The sequence below is a fragment of the Phenylobacterium sp. genome, from assembly GCF_041691455.1.
Classification (GTDB): domain Bacteria; phylum Pseudomonadota; class Alphaproteobacteria; order Caulobacterales; family Caulobacteraceae; genus Phenylobacterium.
On the sequence record NZ_JBEPUO010000001.1, the window covers coordinates 667,630 to 689,620 of the forward strand.

Sequence of the window (21,991 nt, forward strand, 5' to 3'; positions counted from 1 at the left end):
GCAGAGCCATGACCTTCGACGTCCGCCTGCCCATCGGGCTGCTGTTCCTGACCATCGGCGTGCTGGTGGCCGCGGTCGGGCTGACCGGCGACCCGGCGGTGTTCCGCGCCCACTCGGCCGGGCTCAACATCGACCTCGTCTGGGGCCTGGTCATGGCCGGTTTCGGAGCGGTGATGCTGCTCCTGGTCTGGCTGGCCCGGAAGGGCGAGCTGCCGCCGCCGGAGGCGTAGGGCCCTCTCCCTACCCTCTCCCTCTCTCGCTGCGCTCGGGGGAGAGGAGGCTCAGGGCGTCACCCGCAGCAGCACCACGCCGTGCTCGATCACCGCCGCGGCGTGGTAGGCCTTCATCCGGCCCAGGTCCTTGCCCGCCCAGACATCGCGGACGTTCACGGGCCCCTTGAAGCCCAGCGCGGCGAAGTCGATGTCCAGGTTGGCCCGCTGGTCCGACAGGTTGAACAGGCCCACCGCCTTGCCGCCGCCGCTGAGCGGCTTGGCCCAGACTTCCAGCCCGCCCTCGGCCCGCACGCGGTCGCCCTGGCGGCCGGCGGGATCCTGGTCGATGGCCACGACCTCCTTGTTCGCGAGGATCGACAGCGTCTCCGGGGTCATCTTGGTCAGGTCGTTCCCGGCCAGGAGCGGCGCGGCGAGGATCGCCCAGAGGCTCATGTGGGTGCGGTATTCGGCCGCCTTCATGCCGCCGTTGCCGACCTCCAGCATGTCCGGATCGTTCCAATTGCCGGGCTTGGCGTATTTCGAAAGTCCCGCCTGGCCGAGGCCGATCTGCACCATGCGCGCGAAGGTGTCGTTGATGTCGCCGGTCGTGCGCCAGAGGTTGCCTCCCACCGAGCCGCCCCAGCGCCAGGGCTGGTAGAAGCCGTACTGGCAGAGGCTGTAGACGATCGGCCGGCCGGTCGCGCGCAGGGCGTCGCGCATCTTCTCGTAGGCCGCGACCTCAATGGCCTGCGCCTTCTCCAGGTTGCCGGCGGCGATCATCGGCTGGGCCAGGCTGCAGAGGTCGTACTTCAGGTAGTCGATGCCCCAGGCGGCGTAGGTCTGGGCGTCCTGGACCTCGTGGCCGCCGCTTCCTTCGTAGCCGGCGCAGGTCTTGGGGCCCGGCGAGGAATAGATGCCGAGTTTCAGGCCCTTGGAATGGACGTAGTCGGCGAGCGCCTTCATGTCCGGGAACTTGGCGTTGGGGTGGATGACGCCGGACGCGTCGCGCTGGCCCTCCCAGGTGTCGTCGATGTTGATGTAGCGGTAGCCGGCGTCGCGCATGCCGTTGGCCGCCATGGCGTCGGCCTGCGCGCGCACGGTGGCGTCGTCGATCTTGTCGGCGAAGTGGTTCCAGCTGTTCCAGCCCATCGGCGGCGTGGCGGCCAGCATCGGCGGCGCGGCGGATGCGGCCGGGGCCAGCAGCGCGGCGGCCAGACCTAGCGGCGCCAGGGTCCAGCGACCCTTTCGGATGGTCTTCACGAGCGTTCCCCCTGCCGGTTTTGCGCGAGCCTAACCCATCCGCGTCCCGGATGTGGACGGGTTATTCGCCGCCCGCCGGATGGCGGAACTCCGTTCGCTGTTCCTCAAGAATGTCAGAACCACCCCCTTGCTTCGGTCGGTCGACCGAATTATAGCCCCCGTCCGCCGGAAATCCGGCCCATCGTTAAGATCAGGAGCGACCATGCAAGATATCGACGGCGACAAACTCAATGGCCTGGTAGGCAAGATGCTCGGCGACCTGGGCGGCGCCTTCAGCGTGCCGACCGTGCGGATCGGCCTCAAGCTCGGCCTCTTCGACAGCCTGCACAGCGACGGCGCGGCCAGCGCCAAGGACCTCGCCGCCCGAACCGGCCTGGCGGAACGCTATGTCCGCGAATGGTCGCTGGCCCAGGCGGCCAACGGCTACATCGCCTATGACCCGGCCACGGACCGCTTCAGCCTCACCCCCGAGCAGGCGATGGTCTTCGCGGTGAAGGACAGCCCGGTCTATCTGAGCGGGGCCTTCGACCTGGTCGCGGAGATGATCTCGGGCCAGCACAAGGTGGAGGCGGCCTTCCGCACCGGCGCCGGCGTGGCCTGGGGCGAGAGTTCCGGCTGCCTGTTCTGCGCGGTCGGCGCCTTTTTCCGTCCCGGCTACGTCAACGCCATCGTGCAGGCCTGGCTGCCGGCGCTGGATGGGGTGCTGCCGCGGCTGAAGGAGGGCGCTAAGGTCGCCGATGTGGGCTGTGGCGTCGGTTTCTCCACGCTCCTGATGGCCGAGGCGTTCCCGCAGAGCGAGTTCGTGGGCTACGATTTCCACGCGCCCTCCATCGAACAGGCCAATGCGCACGCCAAGGCGCACGGCCTGGCCGGCCGGGTGCGTTTCGAGACCGCGCCCGCCAAGGAGATCGCCGAGCGCGACTTCGACCTCATCACCATGTTCGACTGCCTGCACGACATGGGCGACCCGCGCGGCTGCGCGGCCCACATGCACAGGCTCCTGAAGCCCGGCGGGTCCTGGATGCTGGTCGAGCCGATCGGCGGCGACAAGCCCGGCGACAACATCGGCAATCCTGTCAGCCGGCTCTACTACAACGCGTCCACGATGATCTGCGTGCCCACTTCGCTCGCCCAGGAGGTCGGCGAGGCGCTGGGCGCCCAGGCCGGCGAGGCCAAGCTCACCGAGGTGCTGAAGGGCGCCGGCTTCAGCCAGGTGCGGCGCGCCACGGAAGGGCCGTTCAACATGGTGCTGGAAGCCCGGCCTTAGGCCATGGGACGCCGGTCCCGGGTCGCCCCGGGGCCGGTGTCGCCATAACCCCCGGCGCGCGGCGATGCGGCGTTTTGACCGGCGGCCGTTAACGGGATGAACGGCGTTCGGCGGCTAGGACTGGCGACAACGAGAGTCGACCGGAAGAGCCGATGCCGCCGCACACCTCCCAGCCCTTGACCGACAGCCTGGTGGCGGCCGGCGGTCATGAGCAGGCTTTCGACGTGCGGACCTCACGCGCGCTCGGCCTGGCGAGCCGGCCCGGGCGGCTGATCTTCGCCACCCTCTATGCGCTCATGTCGCTGGGCGTGCTGCCCCTGCAGACGGCGGGCCTGTGGCTGAGCGCGGTGTTCGCCTGGGAGCTGGCCAGCAAGCTGGTGCTTGACAGGGTGCTGGAGCGGCTGGGTAACGAGGCCGCCATCACCGCCTACGGCGTCGGCAACTTCCTGGGCTCGTGGGTCTTTTCCACCATCGCCCTCCTGGGCCTGGCCGACGGCTCGCCGATCGGCGTCGCCATCGCGACCACCTGGCTCGGCGGCGCGTTCATGAACAACTTCGTCTATTTCGGCGCCAACCGGCGGCTGCTCTGGACGAGCCTGGCCCCCGGGATCGCCATCACCCTGATCGGCCCCACCCTGGCCCATGGCGTCGGTCTGCAATCGACGCTGATCAGCGCGATGATCCTGGCGGCCCTGGTCGCCGCCCAGCGCTATGCGCTGGACCACCGCGCCGTGGTGCGCCAGCTCGCCGACCGGCAGGTCGCGATGGTCGACCTGGAACGGAAGCTTTCCATCGCGGTCGAGGCGTCGGGCGACGGCCTGTTCGAACTCGACCTGGTGGCCGATGAACTGCACGCCAATCCCTCCTGGCTGGCGATGCTGGGCTATGGCCCCGGCGAGCTTGGCCCGGCGATCGCCGGGTGGCGGGCCTTCGTCCATCCGGACGACCTGCCGCAACTGCAGTCCGAATACGAGGCGCACTACCGGGGCGAGACGCCGCACACCACGTCGGAGCTGCGGATGCTCTGCAAGGACGGCGCGTACAAGTGGGTGCTGTCGCGGGCGCGGCTGGTCGCGCAGACGGCGGACGGACGGCCCGCGCGCATGGTGGGCACCTGCATCGACATCTCGACGCGCAAGGCGCTGGAGCATCAGCTGGAATCCGCCCGCGACCTGGCGGAAAGCGCCAACGACGCCAAGAGCGTCTTCGTCGCCAATATGAGCCACGAGATCCGCACGCCGCTGAACGGGGTGATCGGCATCGCCGGCGCGCTGGCGCGGACCCGGCTGTCGGCCGCGCAGCGCGAGATGGTGGGCCTGGTGCAGTCCTCCGGCCAGATGCTGGAGCGGATGCTGTCGGACATCCTCGACCAGGCGAAGATCGAGGCGGGCAAGTTCCAGCTGCAGACCGCGCCCTTCGACCTGCGGCGCGAGATCGACACCGCGGCGGAGCTGATGCGTGCGCGGGCCGACGAGAAGGGCCTGGCCCTTCGTATCAACTATGCGGCGGCGGCCGGGGGCCTGTTCGAGGGCGACGCCGTGCGCATCCGGCAGATCGTCTCGAACCTGGCCTCCAACGCCATCAAGTTCACGACGGCCGGCGAGGTCACGGTCGGTGTCGCGACGCGCGGGCGCGCCTCGCCCGGGGCGCCGGCGACGGTGACCATCCGGGTGTCCGACACCGGCATCGGCTTCGACGCCGAGACCGGCGCGCGGCTGTTCAACCGCTTCGTCCAGGCCGATGGGTCGATCTCGCGCCGGTTCGGCGGCACGGGGCTGGGGCTCTCGATCTGCAAGTCGCTCACCGAACTGATGGGCGGAACGATCTCGGCGAGCTCGGAGCCCGGGACGGGCAGCGTCTTCACCGTGGAGCTGCCGCTGACCCGCGCCACGGCCGCCGCCGGCGCCTCGTCCGGCCCTGAGCTGGACGCCGGGACCCGGCCGATCGCCAAGGCCCGCATCCTGCTGGCCGAGGACCACCCGACCAACCAGCGGGTCGTGCAGCTGGTGCTCGAACCGGCCGGCGTCGAGCTGACCGTCGTCGGCAACGGCCAGGAAGCCGTCGACATCTTCCGGCCAGGACTGTTCGACCTGATCCTGATGGACATGCAGATGCCGGTGATGGACGGCCTGACCGCCACACGGGCGATCCGCGCGCTGGAGCGGCAGGCGGGCGGGCCGGCGACGCCGATCGCCATGTTCACCGCCAACGCCATGGACGAACACGCCGAGCTGGCGACCGAGGCCGGCGCCGATCACCGCATCTGCAAGCCGATCACGCCGGAGCGCCTGCTCGCCGACGTGGAAGCCGCGCTGGCGGCGGGGTCCGGGGCCGAGCGGCCCCGGGAGCGCGCGCGCCGCGTCTAGGCCCGCGCGCGGCGCAGGGGACGTTCTTCGGCGAAGACCCGCGGCGCGGCGGCCTTGGACTCCCGCAGGCGGTCTGCCATCTGGTCGGCGGGCATCGGGCGGGCGAACCAGTAGCCCTGCATCCGCTCGCAGCCGGCGGCGCGCAGCAGGATCGCCTGGGCCTCTTCCTCGACGCCCTCGGCGACGATGCGCACGCCCAGCGAGCGGGCGGCGTAGAGCATCGAACCCACCAGCTTGCCGACACGGGCGTCCTTGGCGACGTCGCAGATCAGCGAGCGGTCGAGCTTCACCGTCTGGATCGGCAGGTGCATGAGCGCGCGCAGGTTGGAATAGCCGGTGCCGAAGTCGTCGAGGGCGATGCGGATGCCCTTGGCCGACAGCCGCTCGATGTGGCGGCGCGAAAGGGCCAGGTCGCGCAGCAGGAAGGTCTCGGTGATCTCGACGGTGAGCGCCGTGGCCGGCAAGTCGGTCTTGGCGAGCCGGCCGATCAGCTTGCGCGAGAAGGAAGGGTCCATCAGGTCGCGCGGCGAGACGTTGAAGGAGACCGCCTGGATCAGGCCCTCCTCGACCCAGGGGGCGGCGTAGGCGCAGCCGGCGTCGAACACCGCCTCGTCGATGCGGCCGATCAGGTCCAGCTCCTCGGCGATCGGCACGAAGGCGCCGGGCAGCATCAGCCCGTGCTCGGGATGGCGCCAGCGGGCCAGCACCTCGACGCCGACGATGCGGCCGTCGGCGGAATCCACCACCGGCTGGAACCAGGGCTCGATCTCGCCGGCCGGAATGGCGCGGCGCAGCTCGGCCTCGAGCGTGCGGCGGTGCTGGTTCTCGGCGCGCAGCTCGGCGTCGAAGGCCGACCAGCGCCGCCCGCCCTGCAGCTTGACCCGGTAGAGCGCCATGTCGGCGAACCGCTGCAGGTCGCCGGCGTCCGGCGCGTCGTCCGGGAAGACCGCCACGCCCACCGAGGCGCCGGGCGAGACCTGGCGGCCGTAGATGGCGTGCGGCTGGGTCAAGGCGGCGACCAGGCGGTCGGCGCGGCGCGCGGTATCGGGGTCGTCGGAAATCAGCGCGAACTCGTCGCCGCCCAGGCGGGCGACCAGCTCGGTCGGCCCGGCGTCGGCGAGCAGGCGCTCGCCCACCTCGGCCAGGAAGAGGTCGCCGGCGTGGTGGCCCAGCGTGTCGTTCAGGTGCTTGAAGCGGTCGAGATCGACGACGAAGAGCGCCAGCCGGCCGTCGCGCGCCCGGGCGGCCTCGAGCCGCTCGCAAAGCGCCGCGGTGAAGGCGCCGCGGTTGACCAGGCCGGTGAGCGAGTCGGTCTGGGCGAGCCTGAGCGTGAGCTCGCGCTCGGACTCCAGTTCCGCGACGCGCGCCGTCAGGTCGGCAAGGATTTGAGCGCGGTCGGGCACGTGCGGGCAGGCCTTGGGCTGTCGAGTGTCTGCAGCCAGTTTGCGCCCGCTAGGCCAACGCCCCGTTAAGCGACATGCCTAACGGGTTCTATGACGCAGCCGCCGCGGTCTCTCCCACCGCCGGGACCTCGATCTGGTTCTCCCACTTGGCGACCACGGCGGCGGCGACCGAGTTGCCCACCACATTGGTGGCCGAGCGGCCCATGTCGAGCAGGTGGTCGACGGCCAGGATCAGCAGCAAGCCAGCCTCCGGCAGGTGGAAATAGGTGAGGGTGGCGGCGATCACCACCAGCGAGGCGCGGGGCACGCCCGCCATCCCCTTCGAGGTGACCATCAGCAGCAGCAGCATGGTGATCTGCTGGGCGATGGAGAGGTGCACGCCATAGACCTGGGCGATGAACAGGGTCGCGAAGGTGCAGTACATCATCGAGCCGTCGAGATTGAACGAGTAGCCGAGCGGCAGGACGAAGCTCGCCACGCGCTTGGAGACGCCCCACTGTTCCAGGGCCTGCAGGGTGCCGGGATAGGCGGCTTCCGAGGAGGCGGTCGAGAAGGCGAGCAGGGCCGGCTGGCGAACCGCCGCCATCAGCTTCAGCGCGCGCGGACCCACCACCAGAACGACGACCGCGATCAGCAGGGTCCAGAGCAGCGCCAGCGACAGGTAGAAGCCGCCGACGAACTTGGCGTAGGTGGCGAGCACCCCGATGCCCTGGGTGGCGATGGTGGCGGCGAGCGCCGCGAAGATCGCCAGCGGCGCGGTCTTCATGACGTAGCCGGTGACCTTCAGCATGATCGAGGCGATCTGCTCGACCAGCGCCAACACGGCGGGCGCCTTCTCGTCGAGGGCCGCGACGGCGGAGCCCACGAACACCGAGAAGACCACGATCTGCAGGATCTCGTTGTCGGCCATGGCCTGGATGATCGAGGCTGGGACGATGTGGGTGATGAAGGCCTTCAGGGTGAACTTGGTCATGTCGACCGCCGTGGCGGCCTTGCCGGCGTCGGGCATCGGCAGCGACAGGCCCGAGCCCGGCTGCAGCAGGTGGACCATGATGAGGCCGATGGTCAGCGAGACGATCGAGGCGCAGACGAACCAGCCCAGCGCCTTGATCCCCACCCGGCCGATGCTGGCCGAGTCCTCCATGTGGGCGATGCCGGAGACCAGCGTCGAGAACACCAGGGGCGCGATGATCATCTTGATCAGCCGCAGGAAGACGTCGGTGACGATCGACAGGTTCTCGGCCACCGCCTTGGCCGAGGCCGGCGAGGCGTACTGGTTCACCGCCCATCCGACGGCGACGCCCAGCACCATGGCCGAGACGATGAGGATCGTGAAAACGCGGTTCATTCATAGCCCCGACGGATTGCTCTGGGGGCCTTTGTCGCCGGGAAGCCGCGCCCCGTCCATCCTGGCCCGCCCCTTTGTCCGAGGGGCCGGGGAGCGGCGGCGATCGGGACCCCTGCCGCCCAGGTCCCAAGCTTCACCCTGTCCGCCCTCCCCATGACGGGGCGGGATGGCTATAAGGGGGTGATGACATCAAAGACAGACGCAGCCGGCATCGTGGACCGGCTAGAAAAAGAATACCGCAAGACGGTCGAGGCCCTGAGGGGCGCCCTGAAGGAATTCCTGGCGGGAGGCCCGCCGCCGGACCCGGCGATGCGCGCGGCCGGGGCCTTCACCTATCCGGAGCTGAGGCTCAACTGGCCCGCCGGCCAGCCCTTCCCGCGGATCGGCCGCGCCTATGCGCGGATCGGCATGCCCGGGCGCTATGCGATCACCGTCACGCGGCCGGACCTCTACCGGGACTATCTGATCGAGCAGCTCAGCCTGCTGGCCCAGGACTTCAAGGTGGAGATCGAGGTCGGGCGCTCCAACCAGGAGATGCCGTTCCCCTATGTGCTGGACGGTCAGGCCGACATCGCCCTGGCCGACATCGGCTCTTCGGAGATCGCCCGGCATTTCCCGACCACCGAACTGGCCTATATCGGCGACGAGATCGCCGACGGCTCCTGGGCCTACAACCTCGACCGGCCGCGGCCGCTGTCGCTGTTCGACGGACTGCGGACCGACTTCTCGCTGGCGCGGCTGACCCACTACACCGGCACGCCGGCCGAGCATGTGCAGCAGTACATCCTGTTCACCAACTACCACCGCTACGTCGACGAGTTCGTCCGCTGGGGCTGCGAGCAGCTGAAGGCCGGCGGGCCCTACACGGCGCTCTCGGCGGCGGGCAATGTGATGGTCACGGCGGAGACCGAGAACCCGGAAGGGACGGTCAACGGGGCGGCCTGGCGGCGGCACCAGATGCCGGCCTACCACCTGATGGCCGAGGGCCGCGCGGGCCTGACCCTGGTCAACATCGGGGTGGGGCCCTCCAACGCCAAGACGATCTGCGACCACCTGGCGGTCCTGCGCCCGCAGGCCTGGCTGATGATCGGCCACTGCGGCGGCCTGCGCGGCAGCCAGACCATCGGCGACTATGTCCTGGGCCACGCCTACCTCCGCGACGACCATGTGCTGGACGAGGTGCTGCCGCCGGAAATCCCGATCCCGCCGATCGCCGAGATGCAGGTGGCCCTGAACCGCGCCGCCGAGATCGTCACCGGCGAGACCGGCGAGGTGCTGAAGCGGCGCCTGCGCACCGGCACGGTGGTCACCACCGACGACCGCAACTGGGAGCTCCGCTATTCCTCGAGCGCGCTTCGGTTCAACCAGAGCCGGGCCGTGGCCATCGACATGGAAAGCGCCACCATCGCGGCCCAGGGCTACCGCTTCCGGGTGCCCTACGGGACGCTGCTCTGCGTGTCCGACAAGCCGCTGCACGGAGAGATCAAGCTGCCCGGTCAGGCCAACGCCTTCTACGACCGGGCGATCGGCCAGCATCTGCAGATCGGCGTGGCGACCATGGACCTGCTGCGCCAGGAGGGGCCCCGGCTCCACTCCCGCAAGCTCCGCAGCTTCGACGAGCCGCCGTTCCGCTAGGCGCGCGGCTTCCGCCCGACCGCCCATTTCTTACGGACCCCGCAGGAAAACTCTGGGGGCGGAGCGCGTCGGAGGCCCTACCTAAGGCCGACGCTTTTTGTAGGATTTCCCGATGTCCACCCTGTTCGACCCGATCCAGATCGGCGCGCTGCCGCTGAAGAACCGCATCGTCATGGCGCCGCTGACCCGGTCACGGTCGGGCGTGGAGCGGACCCCCGGCCCGCTGGTGGCGGAGTACTACGCCCAACGCGCCTCGGCCGGGCTGATCATCAGTGAGGCGACGTCGGTAACGCCCCTGGGCGTAGGCTATGCCGACACGCCGGGGATCTGGTCCGACGAACAGGTCGAGGGCTGGAAGCTGACCACCGAGGCGGTGCATGAGGCCGGCGGCCTGATCGTCCTGCAGCTCTGGCATGTCGGCCGGATCTCCGACCCGGTGTTCCTGGACGGCCAGCCGCCGGTCTCGGCCAGCGCCGTCGCCGCCAAGGGCGACGTCAGCCTGCTGCGGCCCAAGCGGCCCTACGCCGTGCCCCGCCCCCTGTCGCTCGACGAGATCGCCGGCGTGGTCGAGGCCTATCGAAAGGGCGCGGAGAACGCCAAGCGGGCCGGGTTCGACGGCGTCGAGCTGCACGGCGCCAACGGCTACCTGCTCGACCAATTCCTGCAGGACGGATCCAACCAGCGGACCGACGCCTACGGCGGCCCGATCGAGAACCGCGCGCGGCTGATGCTGGAGGCGGTGGACGCGGCCATCTCGGCGTTCGGCGCCGACCGGGTCGGGCTGCACCTCGCGCCGCGCGGCGACGCCCACGACATGGGCGACAGCGACCTCAGCGCCACCTTCGACTATGTGGCCCGCGCGATGCGCGACAGGGGCCTGGCCTTCCTGATGGCCCGCGAGCGCGTGGCCTCCGACAGCATCGGCCCGCAGCTGAAAGCGGCGTTCGGCGGCGTCTTCATCGTCAACGAGGGCTTCGACCTGGAGGGCGCCAAGGCGGCGCTGGCCTCCGGCGCGGCCGACGCCGTGGGCTTCGGCAAGCTGTTCATCTCCAACCCGGATCTGCCCGTGCGGCTGGCCGCCGGGGCGCCGCTCAATCCGTGGACCGTCGAGACCTTCTACACGCCGGGCCCGGAGGGCTACGTCGACTATCCGGCGCTGGAGCTCAACGACGCCTGAGGGCGAGGTACCCAGACCCGGAATCTCCCGTCCGGCTTCTCCATGGTTAAGCCTTCATTTGGCCACCGCGGCTCAGATGATGGATTGGTCGGGAGAGGGCGCCTATGGCGGATGCGAAGATTTGGCTGGTCGGCCTTGCGCTGATCGGCGCGCCCGTCGCGGCCCAGGCCCAAAGCCCGGCCCAGACCGACCCGCCGAAGGCCCCGCCCGCGCCCCCGGCGGCCAAGCCCGTTGCGCCCGCCAAGGCCCCGCCGAAGGGCAAGACCGTCGAGGCGATCACGGTGACCGGCGCGGCGCCGGACACCCAGACCTCGATCGACCGGCGTAGCTACACGCTCGGCAAGGACCTGCAGGCCACCACCGGCTCGATCGCCGATGCGCTGCGCAATCTGCCGTCGGTGGACGTCGACGTGCAGGGCAACCTCAGCGTCCGGGGCGATCCCAACGTCACCATCCTGGTGGACGGCAAGCCCTCGCCGCAGTTCGACGGCAAGGACCGCGCCGACGCCCTGCAGCAGATGCCCGCCGACCAGATCGAGCGGGTGGAGGTGATCACCAATCCCTCGGCTGCGCTCAACCCGGAGGGCTCCGGCGGGGTCATCAACCTGATCACCAAGAGGAGCCGCGGCTCGGGCGTCACCGGCTCGGCCTACGCCACCGCCGCCAGCGGCGGGCTGAAGCGGGCGGGCCTCAACGTCGGCTACAATTCGCCCAAGCTCGCGGTGACCGGGTCGCTGGGCGGCAACTACCAGCACAACAAACAGCACAACACCCAGGCGATCGGCGCGCTCGACCCCCTCAGTGGCCAGTTCCTGAAGAGCGAGGATGACGGCTCGGGCCGCAATCTCGCCCGCGGGCCCACCGCGCGGCTGTCGGTCACCTATACGCCGCGGGACAAGGATCAGATCACCGGTGGGGCGAGCTACAACACCCTGCTCATCCAGGGACATCCCTTCGACCACTATGTGAACGACGACGTGAACGGCGCGCCGGTGAGCATCCTCGACCGGTTGGGCGAGCGCCGGTTCCTGGAGATCGACAACAGCGCCTCGGCCGGCTGGAAGCACACCTTCGCGGAGGGCCACGACCTGTCGTTCGACGCGATCTACAACAGCTCCGTCTATCGCGATCACCGGCTCTACGCCTCGACCTCGATCCTGCCGGTGGCCGCCGTGCCGCTGCAGAACGTCCGGCAGGACGAGAACGACCATCATGCCGAGTTCCGGATCGCCTACGACCGGCCGCTGGCCGGTGGCTCGCTGAAGGCCGGCTACGAGCTGAAGCACGACGAAAACGATTTCAACTACAGCGGCGCGACGGGGCCCACGCCGAGCGCGCTCGTCCCAGACCCCACCCTCGCCAACCACTATCAATTCACCCAGACGATCAACGCGGCCTACGCCACCTATGAGCACGCGTTCGGGGATCTCTCCGTCCAGGCCGGCCTCAGGCTCGAGGAGGTGCGGTTCGAGATCGACCAGCTGACCTCCGGCGAGCGGGACAGCCAGGACTATGTGAAGGCCTATCCGACGCTGCACCTGGGCTACAAGCTGGACGACGAACGCAAGCTCTCCGCCAGCTTCAGCGAACGCGTCCAGCGCCCGCCGTCCTTCTTCCTGAACCCGCTGCTCTATGTGATCGACGCGCGGAACGCCCAGAAGGGCAATCCGGATCTGCGGCCGCAGGACACCCAGTCCTACGAGCTGGGCTACGAACAGCGCCATGGCCAGTCGTCCTACCAGGCGACGCTCTATTACCGGCGCTATGAGGACCAGATCACCCAGGTGGAGCAGTCGCTGGGCCCGGGCGTGGTCGAATACAGCTTCGGCAACCTGGGCTCGAGCCAGGCAGCCGGGGTGGAGCTGACGGCGAGCGGCAAGCTGACCTCGAAGTTCAGCTACAACGCCTCGGCCAACCTCTATTACAGCCAGATCGACGCGGCGAACCTGCTGTCGAGCGCCGGCGCGGAGTCGGGCTATGGCGTCAGCGGCCGGGCCAACCTCAACTGGCAGGTGCGGCCCGACGACATGGTGCAGTTCAACGCCACCGCCAACGGCAAGCGGTTGGTCGCCGAGGGCTTGCTTGAGCCCTATTACACCGTGAACCTGGGCTGGCGGCACAAGGTCAACGACCGGGTCACCGCCACGCTGACCGTGCAGGACGCGCTGGCCACCAACCGGTTCCGGCGGCGGCTCGATACGCCAATTTTTTCAGAGGACCTGGATATCCGCCCGGTGTTCCGCTCGGTCTTCTTCCGCCTGGACTACCGGTTCGGCGGGGGCGGCGGGAAGCCGGCGCGCGATCCGGGGTTCGAATACGAAAGCGGCGGCGCTGCGCCGGGCTAGGCCAGCAGCGGGCCGCCCGGACGAAAAGCTTCAGTCGCTTCAGTATAATCCGCCAAGCTTCGCCATTGCGCTGCCATGTGCAGGAAATGTTTTTTCATTTCCGAATCAATTGCCGTCTCGGCGAGCATATCCGCTTGATTGGCGAACATCAGGTAGTTTTGCGGGGCTAACATATGTCTGATTATCCATAAACTAATGTCGAAGATGTGTTCATGGTCGAAGATTCTTACATAGCTAGACTGTAACCGCGCATCCGTACTCTATCTTGGTGGCGGTTCGGCGCGTCCCGACAACGATTGTCCATCCGGCGGCGAAGACCCGCCCGCGACCCCTCGATCCGCCGCCCAAACCCGGCTAGATGAGCCGCCATGACCCGGCACATCGACTTCGACGGCATCGAGAACTTCCGCGATTTCGGCGGCTATGACACCGCCAGCGGCCGGCCGGTGAAGCGGGAGCTGCTCTACCGCTCGGCCAACCACGCCTATGCGACCGACGCCGACCTGGAGCGGATGCGCGCGCTGGGCCTGGCCGCGATCATCGACCTGCGCCGCACCGAGGAGCGTACGCGCGAGCCCTCCAAGCGCTGGCCGGGGTTCGGCGCGGCGGTGGTGGAGAACGATATCCTCTCCGACCACGCCGACTGGGTGGATTCCATGAAGGACGTGGAGGTCAACGCCCAGTGGTTCCTCGACGACGGCATGGGCTACTACCGCCGCGCCCCGTTCGAGCCGCGGCACATCGACCTCTTCAGCCGCTACTTCCAGACCCTGGCCTCGGCCGACGGGGCGATCGTGGTGCATTGCGCCGCGGGCAAGGACCGCACCGGCCTGATCTGCGCCCTGACCCACCATGTGCTGGGCGTGAGCGCCGAGGACATCATGGCCGACTATCTCCTGACCAACGACGAGGCCCGCCTGGCGCGGAAGATGGCCTTCCTCGGCCCCTGGCTGCGCGACACGGTCGGCAAGACGGTGGACGAGGCGGGGTTGCGCGTGGCGGTGTCGGTCAACGCGGCCTATCTGGAGACGGCGTTCGGGGTGATCCGCGAGGCGCACGGCTCCCTCGACGGCTACCTCACCGACCTGCTGGGCGTCGACCAGGCCCTGCGCGAGCGGCTGCAGGACCGGCTGCTCGGCTGAACGGCCAAGACCACGGAGAGACGATGCAAAGCTTCCAGCCGCCCCGGCGGATCCTGATGGGGCCGGGCCCCTCCGACGTCAGCCCGCGGGTGCTCAGCGCGCTGGCGCGGCCGACCATCGGCCACCTGGACCCCGAGTTCCAGGGGCTGATGGAGGAGATCAAGGGCGCGCTGCAGCGGCTGTTCAACGCGCCGGACCACGCCTGCGTCCCGCTGCCCGCGCCCGGCACCGCCGGGATGGAGGCGGCGATCATGAACCTGCTGGAGCCCGGCGACCGGGCGGTGATCGCGGTCAACGGCGCCTTCGGCGGGCGCATGGCCGACATGGCGGGCCGGGCCGGGGCGAGCGTCGTCACCGTCGAGCACGACTGGGGCCAGCCGGTCGATCCGGCCCGGGTCGAGGCCGCCGTCGCCGAGGCGCCGACCAAGGTCCTGGCCTTCGTGCACGCCGAGACCTCGACGGGCGCCCGCAGCGACGCGGCCAGCCTCTGCGCCATCGCCCGCAAGCATGGGGCGCTGTCGGTGGTCGACTGCGTGACCTCGCTGGGCGGCATCGTCGTCGACGTGGCCGGCTGGGACGCCGACGTGGTCTATTCCGGGACCCAGAAGTGCCTCTCCGCGCCGCCGGGGCTCTCGCCGATCGCGCTCTCCAAACGCGCCCAGGCGGCGATCAGCGGGCGCAAGGAAAAGGTCCGCAACTGGCTTTTGGATTTCAACCTGCTGATGAGCTACTGGGGCGGCGAGGGCGGCCGAACCTATCACCACACGGCCCCGATCAACGCCCTCTATGGGCTCCATGAATCGCTGGTGGCGATCTTCGAGGAGGGCCAGCAGGCCGCCATCGTGCGCCACGCCCGCATGCACGAGGCGCTGGTGGCGGGCGTCGAGGCCGCGGGCCTTTCGATGCTGGTGGCCGAGCCCCATCGCCTGCCGCAGCTCAACACCGTGCGCGTGCCGGACGGCGTCGACGAGGCCCAGGTCCGCGCCCACGTCCTGAAGAACTGGGACCTGGAAATCGGGGCCGGGCTCGGGCCGCTGAAGGGCCAGGTCTGGCGGATCGGGCTGATGGGCGCCTCGGCCACCGCCTGGCATGTGCGCCTGTGCCTGACCGCGCTCTGCGAGGCGCTGAATGCCCAGGGGTTCAAGGCCGAGGCTCAGGCGGCCCTGGCCGCGGCGGATCGCAAGCTCGCCTAGCGCTGCCCGGGTTTATCCGGCAACGTCCTTCCAAGCCGCGGTCGCAACAGCGGAACCGGGAGGGCTGGCCTTTGACTGAACCGACACCCGTCGAGAGCCTGGGCCCGTCGTCCATCGCCTCGGGACCCATCGTGGCCGAGCTGGGCGGGGACGCGAAGCTGAACCGCGGCGGGATTTCCTGGTCGATCTTCGAGGGGGGCCGCGACCCCTACGTCATCCTGATAACGATCTTCATCTTCATGCCCTACGTTTCGGCGACGATGGTCGGCGACCCGATCAGGGGCCAGGAGCTGATCTCTCGGTTCCAGCAGTACGCCGGCTGGATCGTCATGGCGACGGGACCGTTCCTGGGCGCCTCGATCGACAAGCTGGGGCCTCGCAAGATGTGGCTCGGCCTGGCGGTCATCGGCATGGTTCCGCTGATCGCCGCGCTGTGGTGGGCCAAGCCCGATCAGAGCGGACTGTCGATCATCGCCACCATGACCATCGCCATGGTGGTCAATGTGCTGTTCGCCTGGTCGGAGATCCTGCACAACTCGATGCTGATCCGCGCCGCCGGGCTGAAGGGCGCGCACAGCGCGTCGGGCCTGGCCCTTTCGCTCGGCAACGCCGCCTCGGTCGTCGCCCTGGCCTTCACCGCCTGGGCTTTCGCCCTGCCGGGGAAGGTGGCCTGGAGCTGGGTGCCGGCTCATCCGCTGTTCGGCCTCAATGCCGCGACGCATGAACCGGAGCGGGTCGTGGCCCTGCTGGCGGCGGGCATACTGGCCGTCGGCGCCATCCCGATCTTCCTGTTCACCCCCGACGCGCCGCGCACCGGCGTGCCGGTGCTGGCTGCGTTCCGGCAGGGCGCGGCCGACCTGTGGACCATGTTGAAGACCGTGCGGCGCTATCGCGACGCGGTGGTCTATCTGCTGTCGCGGATGCTGTTCCTGGATGGGATGAACGGGGTGTTGTTCTTCTACGGCGTGCTGGCGGCCGGGGTGATGAAGTGGGGGCCGCTGGACCTGCTGGTGAGCGGCATCCTCGGCAGCATCATCGCGACGCTAGGCGGCTTCGTCGGGCGCTGGTTGGACCACGGTATCGGGCCCAAGAACGCCCTGCGCCTGGAGATCTCCATGACGGTCCTGGCGCTGACCGGGCTGCTCGGCATGGCGCCGGACAAGATCCTGTACTTCTGGCACTACGACGCGGCGGCGCACGCGCCGCTGTGGAACGGGCCGGTCTACCGCACCCTGCCGAGCGTGATCTTCCTGCTGGTCGGCTTCTCGAATTCGATCTTCATCACCGCCCAGTACGCGTCGGCCCGCACGGCGCTGACGCGCCTGACGCCGCCGGCTCAGACCGGGGCCTTCTTCGGGGTCTACGCCCTGGCCGGCGTGGCGACGGCGTGGCTGGCGCCCAGCCTGGTCAACATCGGCACGCGCCTGACGCACAGCCAGCAGGGCGGTTTCGCCAGCATCATACTGCTGCTCATCGTGGGCCTGATCGGCCTGATGTTCGTCAAGGGCGGCGGGCGCGACGTGAACCCGGGCGCCTAGCAGGCCGGCTGCCTAGCAGGTCGCGCAGGCCACGGCGCCGCCGTTGCGGGGCTTCAGGATGTAGGTGTTGCTGAAGGGCATGGGGTTGGGCAGCACATAGCGCAGCGGCGATGTGAAGGTGTACTGCACGTCGGACTGGATCACGCTGTCGCCGGCCACCAGCAGGCCGGCCGGAAAGCCCGCGACCGTGGTGTTCTTGCCGAACGCGGTCATGCCGTTGGCCTGGCTCCAGGACACCTTGGCCGCGGCGTTGACGTCGGCGGTCACGCTGGTCACCCGCAGCTTCAGGGTGGCGGTGGGAAACGGGTACATGATCGAATTGGCGACCTTGTAGATGTCGCTCAGGTCGGTGGTGCTCATCTGGCCAGACTGGGCCACGAGGTCGCCGACCACGGAGGCGGCGTGCGCGGCGCGGCGTTCGGCCATCATGGCGATGCTGAGCTCGGCCAGGCCGCAATAGAGCAGGATCATGATCGGGGCGATCAGGGCGAATTCGACCGCCGCCACGCCGCGTTCGTCAGAGCGGATGCGCCTCAGCATTTTGCCCCCACAGGCGGGTTACCGTTGAAGGGTTCGTTGCGGAACGCCGTGGTGCTGGTGAGCCGGTGATAGCCCGTGCCGGTATTGTCGAGCGCCACGTTCAGCAGCGGCGTGAACAGCTGCCAGTCGAAATAGGCGCGGACCAGCACGATGTCGCCGGGCTGGCCGGGCGAAAAGCAGGTCGCGGTGTGCGCCGGGTTGCCCGGCGGAAGGAAGGCGGTCGGCGCCATGGCCGGCGGGTTCGCCAGGCCGTTGAAGGTGGAGAAGGTCTGCATGTCCAGCACCAGCTGGCTCCCGCACTGGCCCTGGAGCCAGGTCATCTTGCTGCAGACCAGGGCCTTGAAGCCGGCGGCGGTCAGGTCGGGCGTCACCAGCCCGGTCTGGAATTCCCCGGTGCGCACATCGCGCGCGGCGGATTGGGTCGCCTGATCGAGGGTGGTGATCACCAGCAGGACCAGGCCCAGCTCCAGGATGGCGAAGACCAGCACCAGCAGCGGCAGGCTGACCAGGGCGAATTCGACGGCGGTCGCGCCGCGCTCGGCGCGGGCGAAACGCTGCATCAGCAGCCGTAGGCGGAAGGGGCGGATGGGAAGCACGGCGTCCTCGGAGTTCCAATGCGGGAAGATACCCCACCTTGGATAAGCAACATTTAAGCTCGATAATAAATACCTTGGACGGCGTTGCTGTCATACATGGGTACGTACAAACCCGTAGATGAGGTTAACGCCGATTTACCAAACAAACAGAATCATGAATACGCGTCGTTTACTGCGGATTAAGCGAGCCGTGTCATGTTCGGGGTGCACTTGGGGCGAGCAGGCGGAAAAGCTTGAGGCCCGCAACGACTGCTCGCTCAAAAGGAGATCCATATGACTAAGTTTGTTACGCGCTTCCTGAAGGACGAATCCGGCGCCACGGCCATTGAATATGGCCTGATCGCCGCTCTCGTCGCCGTGGTCCTGGTGACCGCGCTCGGCGCCATGGGCAGCAAGCTGTCCGGCACCTTCAGCACCGTTACGTCGAAGCTTCCGTAAGCCTCGACATCAGTTTCCTGGAGAGCCCCCGGCGGTGCACCGCCGGGGGTTTTTCTTTGCGAGCTTCCCAGCGACGACGACTGTAGAGATGTCGATGCCGGGTGCCCTATAGAATCTAATGTGAGTCCCGGGGTCCGATCAGGTTCCGGATGGTAAATAGGGGTTCAGTATATCTCTAAATTTTTCGTCCCTGTTTTACTTGGCATTAAGCGAACTATGAGAATTTTATAGCGCAATCTGAAGGCGACCCGGCCGAACAGCTTAGGCCCGTCGATCCAAAGTTCGGCCAAAGGAGATGAGCCATGTCGAAGTTCGTTACGCGTTTTCTGAAGGACGAGTCCGGCGCGACTGCCATTGAATACGGTCTGATCGCCGCTCTCGTCGCCGTGGTCCTGGTGACCGCGCTTGGCGCCATGGGCACCAAGCTGTCGACCGTGTTCAGCAACGTCAGCACCTCTCTTCCGTAGGCGACAGCCTCCGCGGAGACCAAGTTGGGCCCCGGCGGCTTGCCCGCCGGGGCCTTTCTTTTGCTCCGGGTGAACGCTCCGTTCACCACCCAGCTTCATACTTGGCGCGCTACGGAGTTGCGCGATGATCCACGCCCTGCAGACCCTGCTGCTCGTGATTTTCCCGGTGCTGGTGATCGTCGCCGCACTGCGCGATGCGACGAGCTACACCATTCCCAACTGGATTCCCCTTTCGTTGGTCGCGGCCTTTCCGATCGCCGCGGTCGCCCTCGGCATGCCGCTGCATGACATCGGGATGCAGGCGGCGGTCGGCGTCGCGGCGCTCGCCGTCGGCATGGGGATGTACGCCGCGCGCTGGATCGGCGGCGGCGACGCCAAGCTCTTCGCGGCCGCCGCGCTGTGGATCGGCTGGCCGGCGACCATGACTTTCCTGGGCATGACCGGCATCGCCGGCGGCGCGCTTGCGGTCAGCCTGCTTGGCCTGCGCTCGGCCATGGTGCGGCCCTATATGCCGTCCGGGCCCGCCTGGTTCGCCCGCCTGGTCGAGCCCGGTCAGAACGTGCCCTACGGCGTGGCGATCGCCATCGGCGCCCTGGTGGCCTTCCCGACCTCGGCCCTGATCGCCCACGGCTAGATCGCGGCGGTTGCGGGGCCGGCGCCGATGCGACTAGGAGAAGGTTTCTAGGTCTCCTGTCCGGCGAAGGCGCCCCGCATGTCCGACGTGATCCTCGAAAGTTCGGACGACCCCACCGTCCCGGTCCACGCGCTCGCCGAGGGCGAGACCGCCGCGGCGCTCGACGCCGCGGCGCCGTTCGTGAAGGCCTTCGCCGCGCTCTCCGACTTCAAGGGCAAGACCGGCCAGGTGCTGGTCGCGCCGGGCGCGGACGGGGCGATCGACAGCGTCTGGTTCGGCCTGGGCGCCAGCCCGGATCCGATGGCCTTCCGCACCCTGGCCGCCAAGCTGCCGGCCGGGACCTACCGGATCGCGCGCGCGCCGGACGGCCTGGACGCCGGCCAGATCGCGCTGGCCTTCGCGCTCGGGAGCTACAGGTTCGACCGCTACAAGACCCACGCCGGCGAGCGCGCCCGACTGGTCGCCGAGGGTGTCGACGTGGCCGAGGTCCGGCAGGTGGCGCACGCCTGTGCGCTGGCCCGCGACATGATCAACACCCCGGCCAACGACATGGGGCCGCTGCAGCTCGAGACCATCGCCCGCGAGATCGCCGAGCAGCACGGGGCGCAGATCACCGTGATCACCGGCGAGGGCCTGCTTGAGGCCAACTATCCGGCGGTGCACGCCGTCGGCCGCGCCGCCGACCCGGCCCGCAGCCCCCGGATGATCGAACTCTGCTGGGGCGAGGCGGACAAGCCGCTGGTCTGCCTGGTCGGCAAGGGCGTGGTGTTCGACACCGGCGGGCTCGACATCAAGCCCTCGGCCGGCATGCGGCAGATGAAGAAGGACATGGGCGGGGCGGCCCACGCCCTGGCGCTCGGCCGGATGATCATGGCCGCCCGGCTGCCGGTGCGGCTGGTGGTGCTGACCCCGGTGGTCGAGAACGCCATCTCCGGGGACGCCATGCGGCCGGGCGACGTGCTGGCCTCGCGCAAGGGGCTCTCCATCGAGGTCGGCAACACCGACGCCGAGGGCCGCCTGATCCTCGCCGATGCGCTGACCCGGGCCTGCGAGCTGGAGCCGGCGCTGACCATCGACCTCGCCACCCTGACCGGGGCGGCGCGGGTGGCGCTCGGGCCGCAGCTGCCGCCCTTCTATACGGACGACGAGGGCCTGGCGGCCGACATCGAGCGGGCGGCCGCGGCCGTCTCGGACCCGCTGTGGCGCATGCCGCTCTGGAAGGGCTACGCCGAGGCGCTGGATTCGGACGTGGCGGAGATCAAGAACGACCCCGACGCCTGGGCGCAGGCCGGCTCGGTGACCGCGGCGCTCTTCCTGCAGCGGTTCGCACCCGCGGGGGCCTGGGCGCATTTCGACATCTTCGCCTGGAACCCGCGTAACCGGCCGGGCTTTCCCGCCGGGGCGGAGGCGCAGGCCATCCGCGGGCTCTACCGCATGATCCGGGACCGCTTCGCATGACGGCCGTGCTCGAGACCCCCGACCCTCGCGTGACGCCGCTGCGCGACGGGATCGCCAGCCGCGCGCTGGAAGGGATCGCCCCCGCCGAGGTCTATCTTGACCCCAGGACCCACGCCTGCGCCGTCCCCGCCGCCGGCCTCCACCGCGCGCCGGACGCCGCCTCCGAACAGATGGACCAACTGCTGTTCGGGGAGAGCTTCGAAGTCATCGAGGAGGAGGGGGCCTGGCTTTGGGGACAGGCGAGGCGCGACGGCTATGTGGGCTTCGTGGCGGCTTCGGCGTTCGCGCCGCTGGCGCCCGATCCGACCCACCGGATCTCGGCCATCCGCACCTATGCCTTCGCCGAACCCAGCATCAAGAGCCGCGCGTCCGGCCCCTATTCGCTGAACGCGCTCTGCGCGGTGGAGGCGGAGGAGGGCCGGTTGGTCAAGGTGGCGGGCGCGGGCTGGATGGCCGCGTCGCACCTGGCGCCCATCGGGGTCTTCGAGACCGACATCGCCGCCGTCGCCGAGCGGTTCCTGGGCGCGCCATACCTGTGGGGCGGGCGCGAGAGCCTGGGCCTCGACTGTTCGGGCCTGGTGCAGCAGGCGCTGTTCGCCTGCGGCCTCGCCTGCCCGCGCGACGCCGACCAGCAGCAGGCGCTCGGCCGCGAGATCGGCCGCCAGGACTTTGGCCGCGGCGACCTGGTGTTCTGGAAGGGCCACGTGGCCATCGGGTTCGACGAGGTCCGCGTCGTCCACGCCAACGGCCATCACATGATGGTGGCCATCGAGCCGCTGGAGACGGCGATCAATCGGATCGAGGCGACCGACGTCGGACCGCCGACGGCGTTCCGGCGGCTGTAGCGCGGCCTACTTGGGCGCGGTGGCGGAGGTCGTCGTCGCCGGCGCCGCGGGCGCCGCGCCGGTGGGGCCGCCGGCGCCGGCCGCGGGCGTCGCGGTCGATCCCGTCGCCTGTCTCATATAAACATCT

Annotated in this window: 20 protein-coding genes; 14 read left to right on the forward strand and 6 right to left on the reverse strand. The window is 69.1% G+C overall.

Annotated features, from left to right (window positions below; translation table 11 throughout):
• Nucleotides 1–8 precede the first annotated feature (8 nt).
• Nucleotides 9–230: a hypothetical protein gene (locus ACESMY_RS03540; RefSeq protein WP_372782216.1), complete on the forward strand. Its 222-nt coding sequence runs from the start codon at nucleotides 9–11 to the stop codon at nucleotides 228–230.
• A gap of 51 nt (nucleotides 231–281) precedes the next feature.
• Here ACESMY_RS03540 and ACESMY_RS03545 read toward each other — a convergent pair whose 3' ends face one another.
• On the reverse strand, nucleotides 282–1,472 hold the full coding sequence (locus ACESMY_RS03545) for a glycoside hydrolase family 27 protein (protein WP_372782218.1): 1,191 nt from the start codon (nucleotides 1,470–1,472) through the stop codon (nucleotides 282–284).
• A 202-nt stretch (nucleotides 1,473–1,674) separates the two neighbouring features.
• Here ACESMY_RS03545 and ACESMY_RS03550 point away from each other — a divergent pair, with 202 nt between their 5' ends.
• On the forward strand, nucleotides 1,675–2,739 hold the full coding sequence (locus ACESMY_RS03550; protein WP_372782220.1) for a methyltransferase domain-containing protein: 1,065 nt from the start codon (nucleotides 1,675–1,677) through the stop codon (nucleotides 2,737–2,739).
• A 152-nt stretch (nucleotides 2,740–2,891) separates the two neighbouring features.
• Nucleotides 2,892–5,105 (forward strand): ATP-binding protein, encoded by a 2,214-nt coding sequence (locus tag ACESMY_RS03555; RefSeq protein WP_372782222.1) that lies wholly within the window; start codon nucleotides 2,892–2,894, stop codon nucleotides 5,103–5,105.
• Here the strand turns inward: ACESMY_RS03555 and ACESMY_RS03560 are convergent.
• Both ACESMY_RS03560 and ACESMY_RS03565 read right to left on the reverse strand, forming a co-directional pair.
• On the reverse strand, nucleotides 5,102–6,508 hold the full coding sequence (locus ACESMY_RS03560) for a putative bifunctional diguanylate cyclase/phosphodiesterase (protein WP_372782224.1): 1,407 nt from the start codon (nucleotides 6,506–6,508) through the stop codon (nucleotides 5,102–5,104). The genes ACESMY_RS03555 and ACESMY_RS03560 overlap by 4 nt on opposite strands.
• Before the next feature lie 88 nt (nucleotides 6,509–6,596).
• A complete protein-coding gene (locus ACESMY_RS03565; protein WP_372782226.1) occupies nucleotides 6,597–7,856 on the reverse strand; it encodes a dicarboxylate/amino acid:cation symporter in 1,260 nt (419 codons plus the stop codon).
• 183 nt (nucleotides 7,857–8,039) lie between these two features.
• On the opposite strand from ACESMY_RS03565, the gene ACESMY_RS03570 reads away from it, so the two are divergent.
• The 3 genes from ACESMY_RS03570 to ACESMY_RS03580 all read left to right on the forward strand — a co-directional run bounded on the left by ACESMY_RS03570 (nucleotide 8,040) and on the right by ACESMY_RS03580 (nucleotide 13,013).
• Complete coding sequence (locus tag ACESMY_RS03570) at nucleotides 8,040–9,491, forward strand: AMP nucleosidase (RefSeq protein ID WP_372782228.1); 1,452 nt, start codon at nucleotides 8,040–8,042, stop codon at nucleotides 9,489–9,491.
• Between the two features lie 112 nt (nucleotides 9,492–9,603).
• On the forward strand, nucleotides 9,604–10,668 hold the full coding sequence (locus ACESMY_RS03575; protein WP_372782230.1) for an alkene reductase: 1,065 nt from the start codon (nucleotides 9,604–9,606) through the stop codon (nucleotides 10,666–10,668).
• 104 nt (nucleotides 10,669–10,772) lie between these two features.
• On the forward strand, nucleotides 10,773–13,013 hold the full coding sequence (locus tag ACESMY_RS03580) for a TonB-dependent receptor domain-containing protein (protein WP_372782232.1): 2,241 nt from the start codon (nucleotides 10,773–10,775) through the stop codon (nucleotides 13,011–13,013).
• Here ACESMY_RS03580 and ACESMY_RS03585 read toward each other — a convergent pair.
• A complete protein-coding gene (locus ACESMY_RS03585) occupies nucleotides 13,010–13,186 on the reverse strand; it encodes a hypothetical protein (RefSeq protein ID WP_372782234.1) in 177 nt (58 codons plus the stop codon). The two genes, ACESMY_RS03580 and ACESMY_RS03585, sit on opposite strands and share 4 nt — an antisense overlap.
• 195 nt (nucleotides 13,187–13,381) lie before the next feature.
• On the opposite strand from ACESMY_RS03585, the gene ACESMY_RS03590 reads away from it, so the two are divergent.
• From ACESMY_RS03590 to ACESMY_RS03600, 3 genes are all read left to right on the forward strand, one after another.
• The gene (locus tag ACESMY_RS03590; protein WP_372782236.1) at nucleotides 13,382–14,155 is read left to right on the forward strand and encodes a tyrosine-protein phosphatase; all 774 of its coding nucleotides are present in this window, start codon (nucleotides 13,382–13,384) and stop codon (nucleotides 14,153–14,155) included.
• Between the two features lie 23 nt (nucleotides 14,156–14,178).
• On the forward strand, nucleotides 14,179–15,348 hold the full coding sequence (locus ACESMY_RS03595; protein ID WP_372782238.1) for an alanine--glyoxylate aminotransferase family protein: 1,170 nt from the start codon (nucleotides 14,179–14,181) through the stop codon (nucleotides 15,346–15,348).
• Nucleotides 15,349–15,419: 71 nt separating this feature from the next.
• Nucleotides 15,420–16,886 carry an MFS transporter gene (locus ACESMY_RS03600; RefSeq protein ID WP_372782240.1) on the forward strand — a complete coding sequence of 489 codons (1,467 nt, stop codon included), beginning with the start codon at nucleotides 15,420–15,422 and terminating at the stop codon, nucleotides 16,884–16,886.
• Nucleotides 16,887–16,898: 12 nt separating this feature from the next.
• Here the strand turns inward: ACESMY_RS03600 and ACESMY_RS03605 are convergent, their stop codons facing one another.
• Nucleotides 16,899–17,426, reverse strand: a complete 528-nt coding sequence (locus tag ACESMY_RS03605) for a TadE/TadG family type IV pilus assembly protein (RefSeq protein WP_372782242.1) — start codon at nucleotides 17,424–17,426, stop codon at nucleotides 16,899–16,901.
• Entirely contained in the window at nucleotides 17,420–18,022 is a 603-nt protein-coding gene (locus tag ACESMY_RS03610) for a TadE/TadG family type IV pilus assembly protein (protein ID WP_372782244.1), read from the reverse strand. The genes ACESMY_RS03605 and ACESMY_RS03610 overlap by 7 nt, the downstream gene beginning before the upstream one ends.
• A 273-nt stretch (nucleotides 18,023–18,295) precedes the next feature.
• On the opposite strand from ACESMY_RS03610, the gene ACESMY_RS03615 reads away from it, so the two are divergent.
• The 5 genes from ACESMY_RS03615 (at nucleotide 18,296) to ACESMY_RS03635 (ending at nucleotide 21,864) form a co-directional block, all read left to right on the forward strand.
• Nucleotides 18,296–18,460, forward strand: a complete 165-nt coding sequence (locus ACESMY_RS03615; RefSeq protein WP_372782246.1) for a Flp family type IVb pilin — start codon at nucleotides 18,296–18,298, stop codon at nucleotides 18,458–18,460.
• Between the two features lie 302 nt (nucleotides 18,461–18,762).
• Nucleotides 18,763–18,927 carry a Flp family type IVb pilin gene (locus ACESMY_RS03620; RefSeq protein WP_372782248.1) on the forward strand — a complete coding sequence of 55 codons (165 nt, stop codon included), beginning with the start codon at nucleotides 18,763–18,765 and terminating at the stop codon, nucleotides 18,925–18,927.
• A 124-nt stretch (nucleotides 18,928–19,051) separates the two neighbouring features.
• Nucleotides 19,052–19,561: a prepilin peptidase gene (locus ACESMY_RS03625; RefSeq protein WP_372782250.1), complete on the forward strand. Its 510-nt coding sequence runs from the start codon at nucleotides 19,052–19,054 to the stop codon at nucleotides 19,559–19,561.
• 78 nt (nucleotides 19,562–19,639) lie between these two features.
• Nucleotides 19,640–21,019: a M17 family metallopeptidase gene (locus ACESMY_RS03630; protein WP_372782252.1), complete on the forward strand. Its 1,380-nt coding sequence runs from the start codon at nucleotides 19,640–19,642 to the stop codon at nucleotides 21,017–21,019.
• Nucleotides 21,016–21,864 carry a C40 family peptidase gene (locus ACESMY_RS03635; RefSeq protein ID WP_372782254.1) on the forward strand — a complete coding sequence of 283 codons (849 nt, stop codon included), beginning with the start codon at nucleotides 21,016–21,018 and terminating at the stop codon, nucleotides 21,862–21,864. The genes ACESMY_RS03630 and ACESMY_RS03635 overlap by 4 nt, the downstream gene beginning before the upstream one ends.
• The last annotated feature ends 127 nt before the right edge of the window (nucleotides 21,865–21,991 follow it).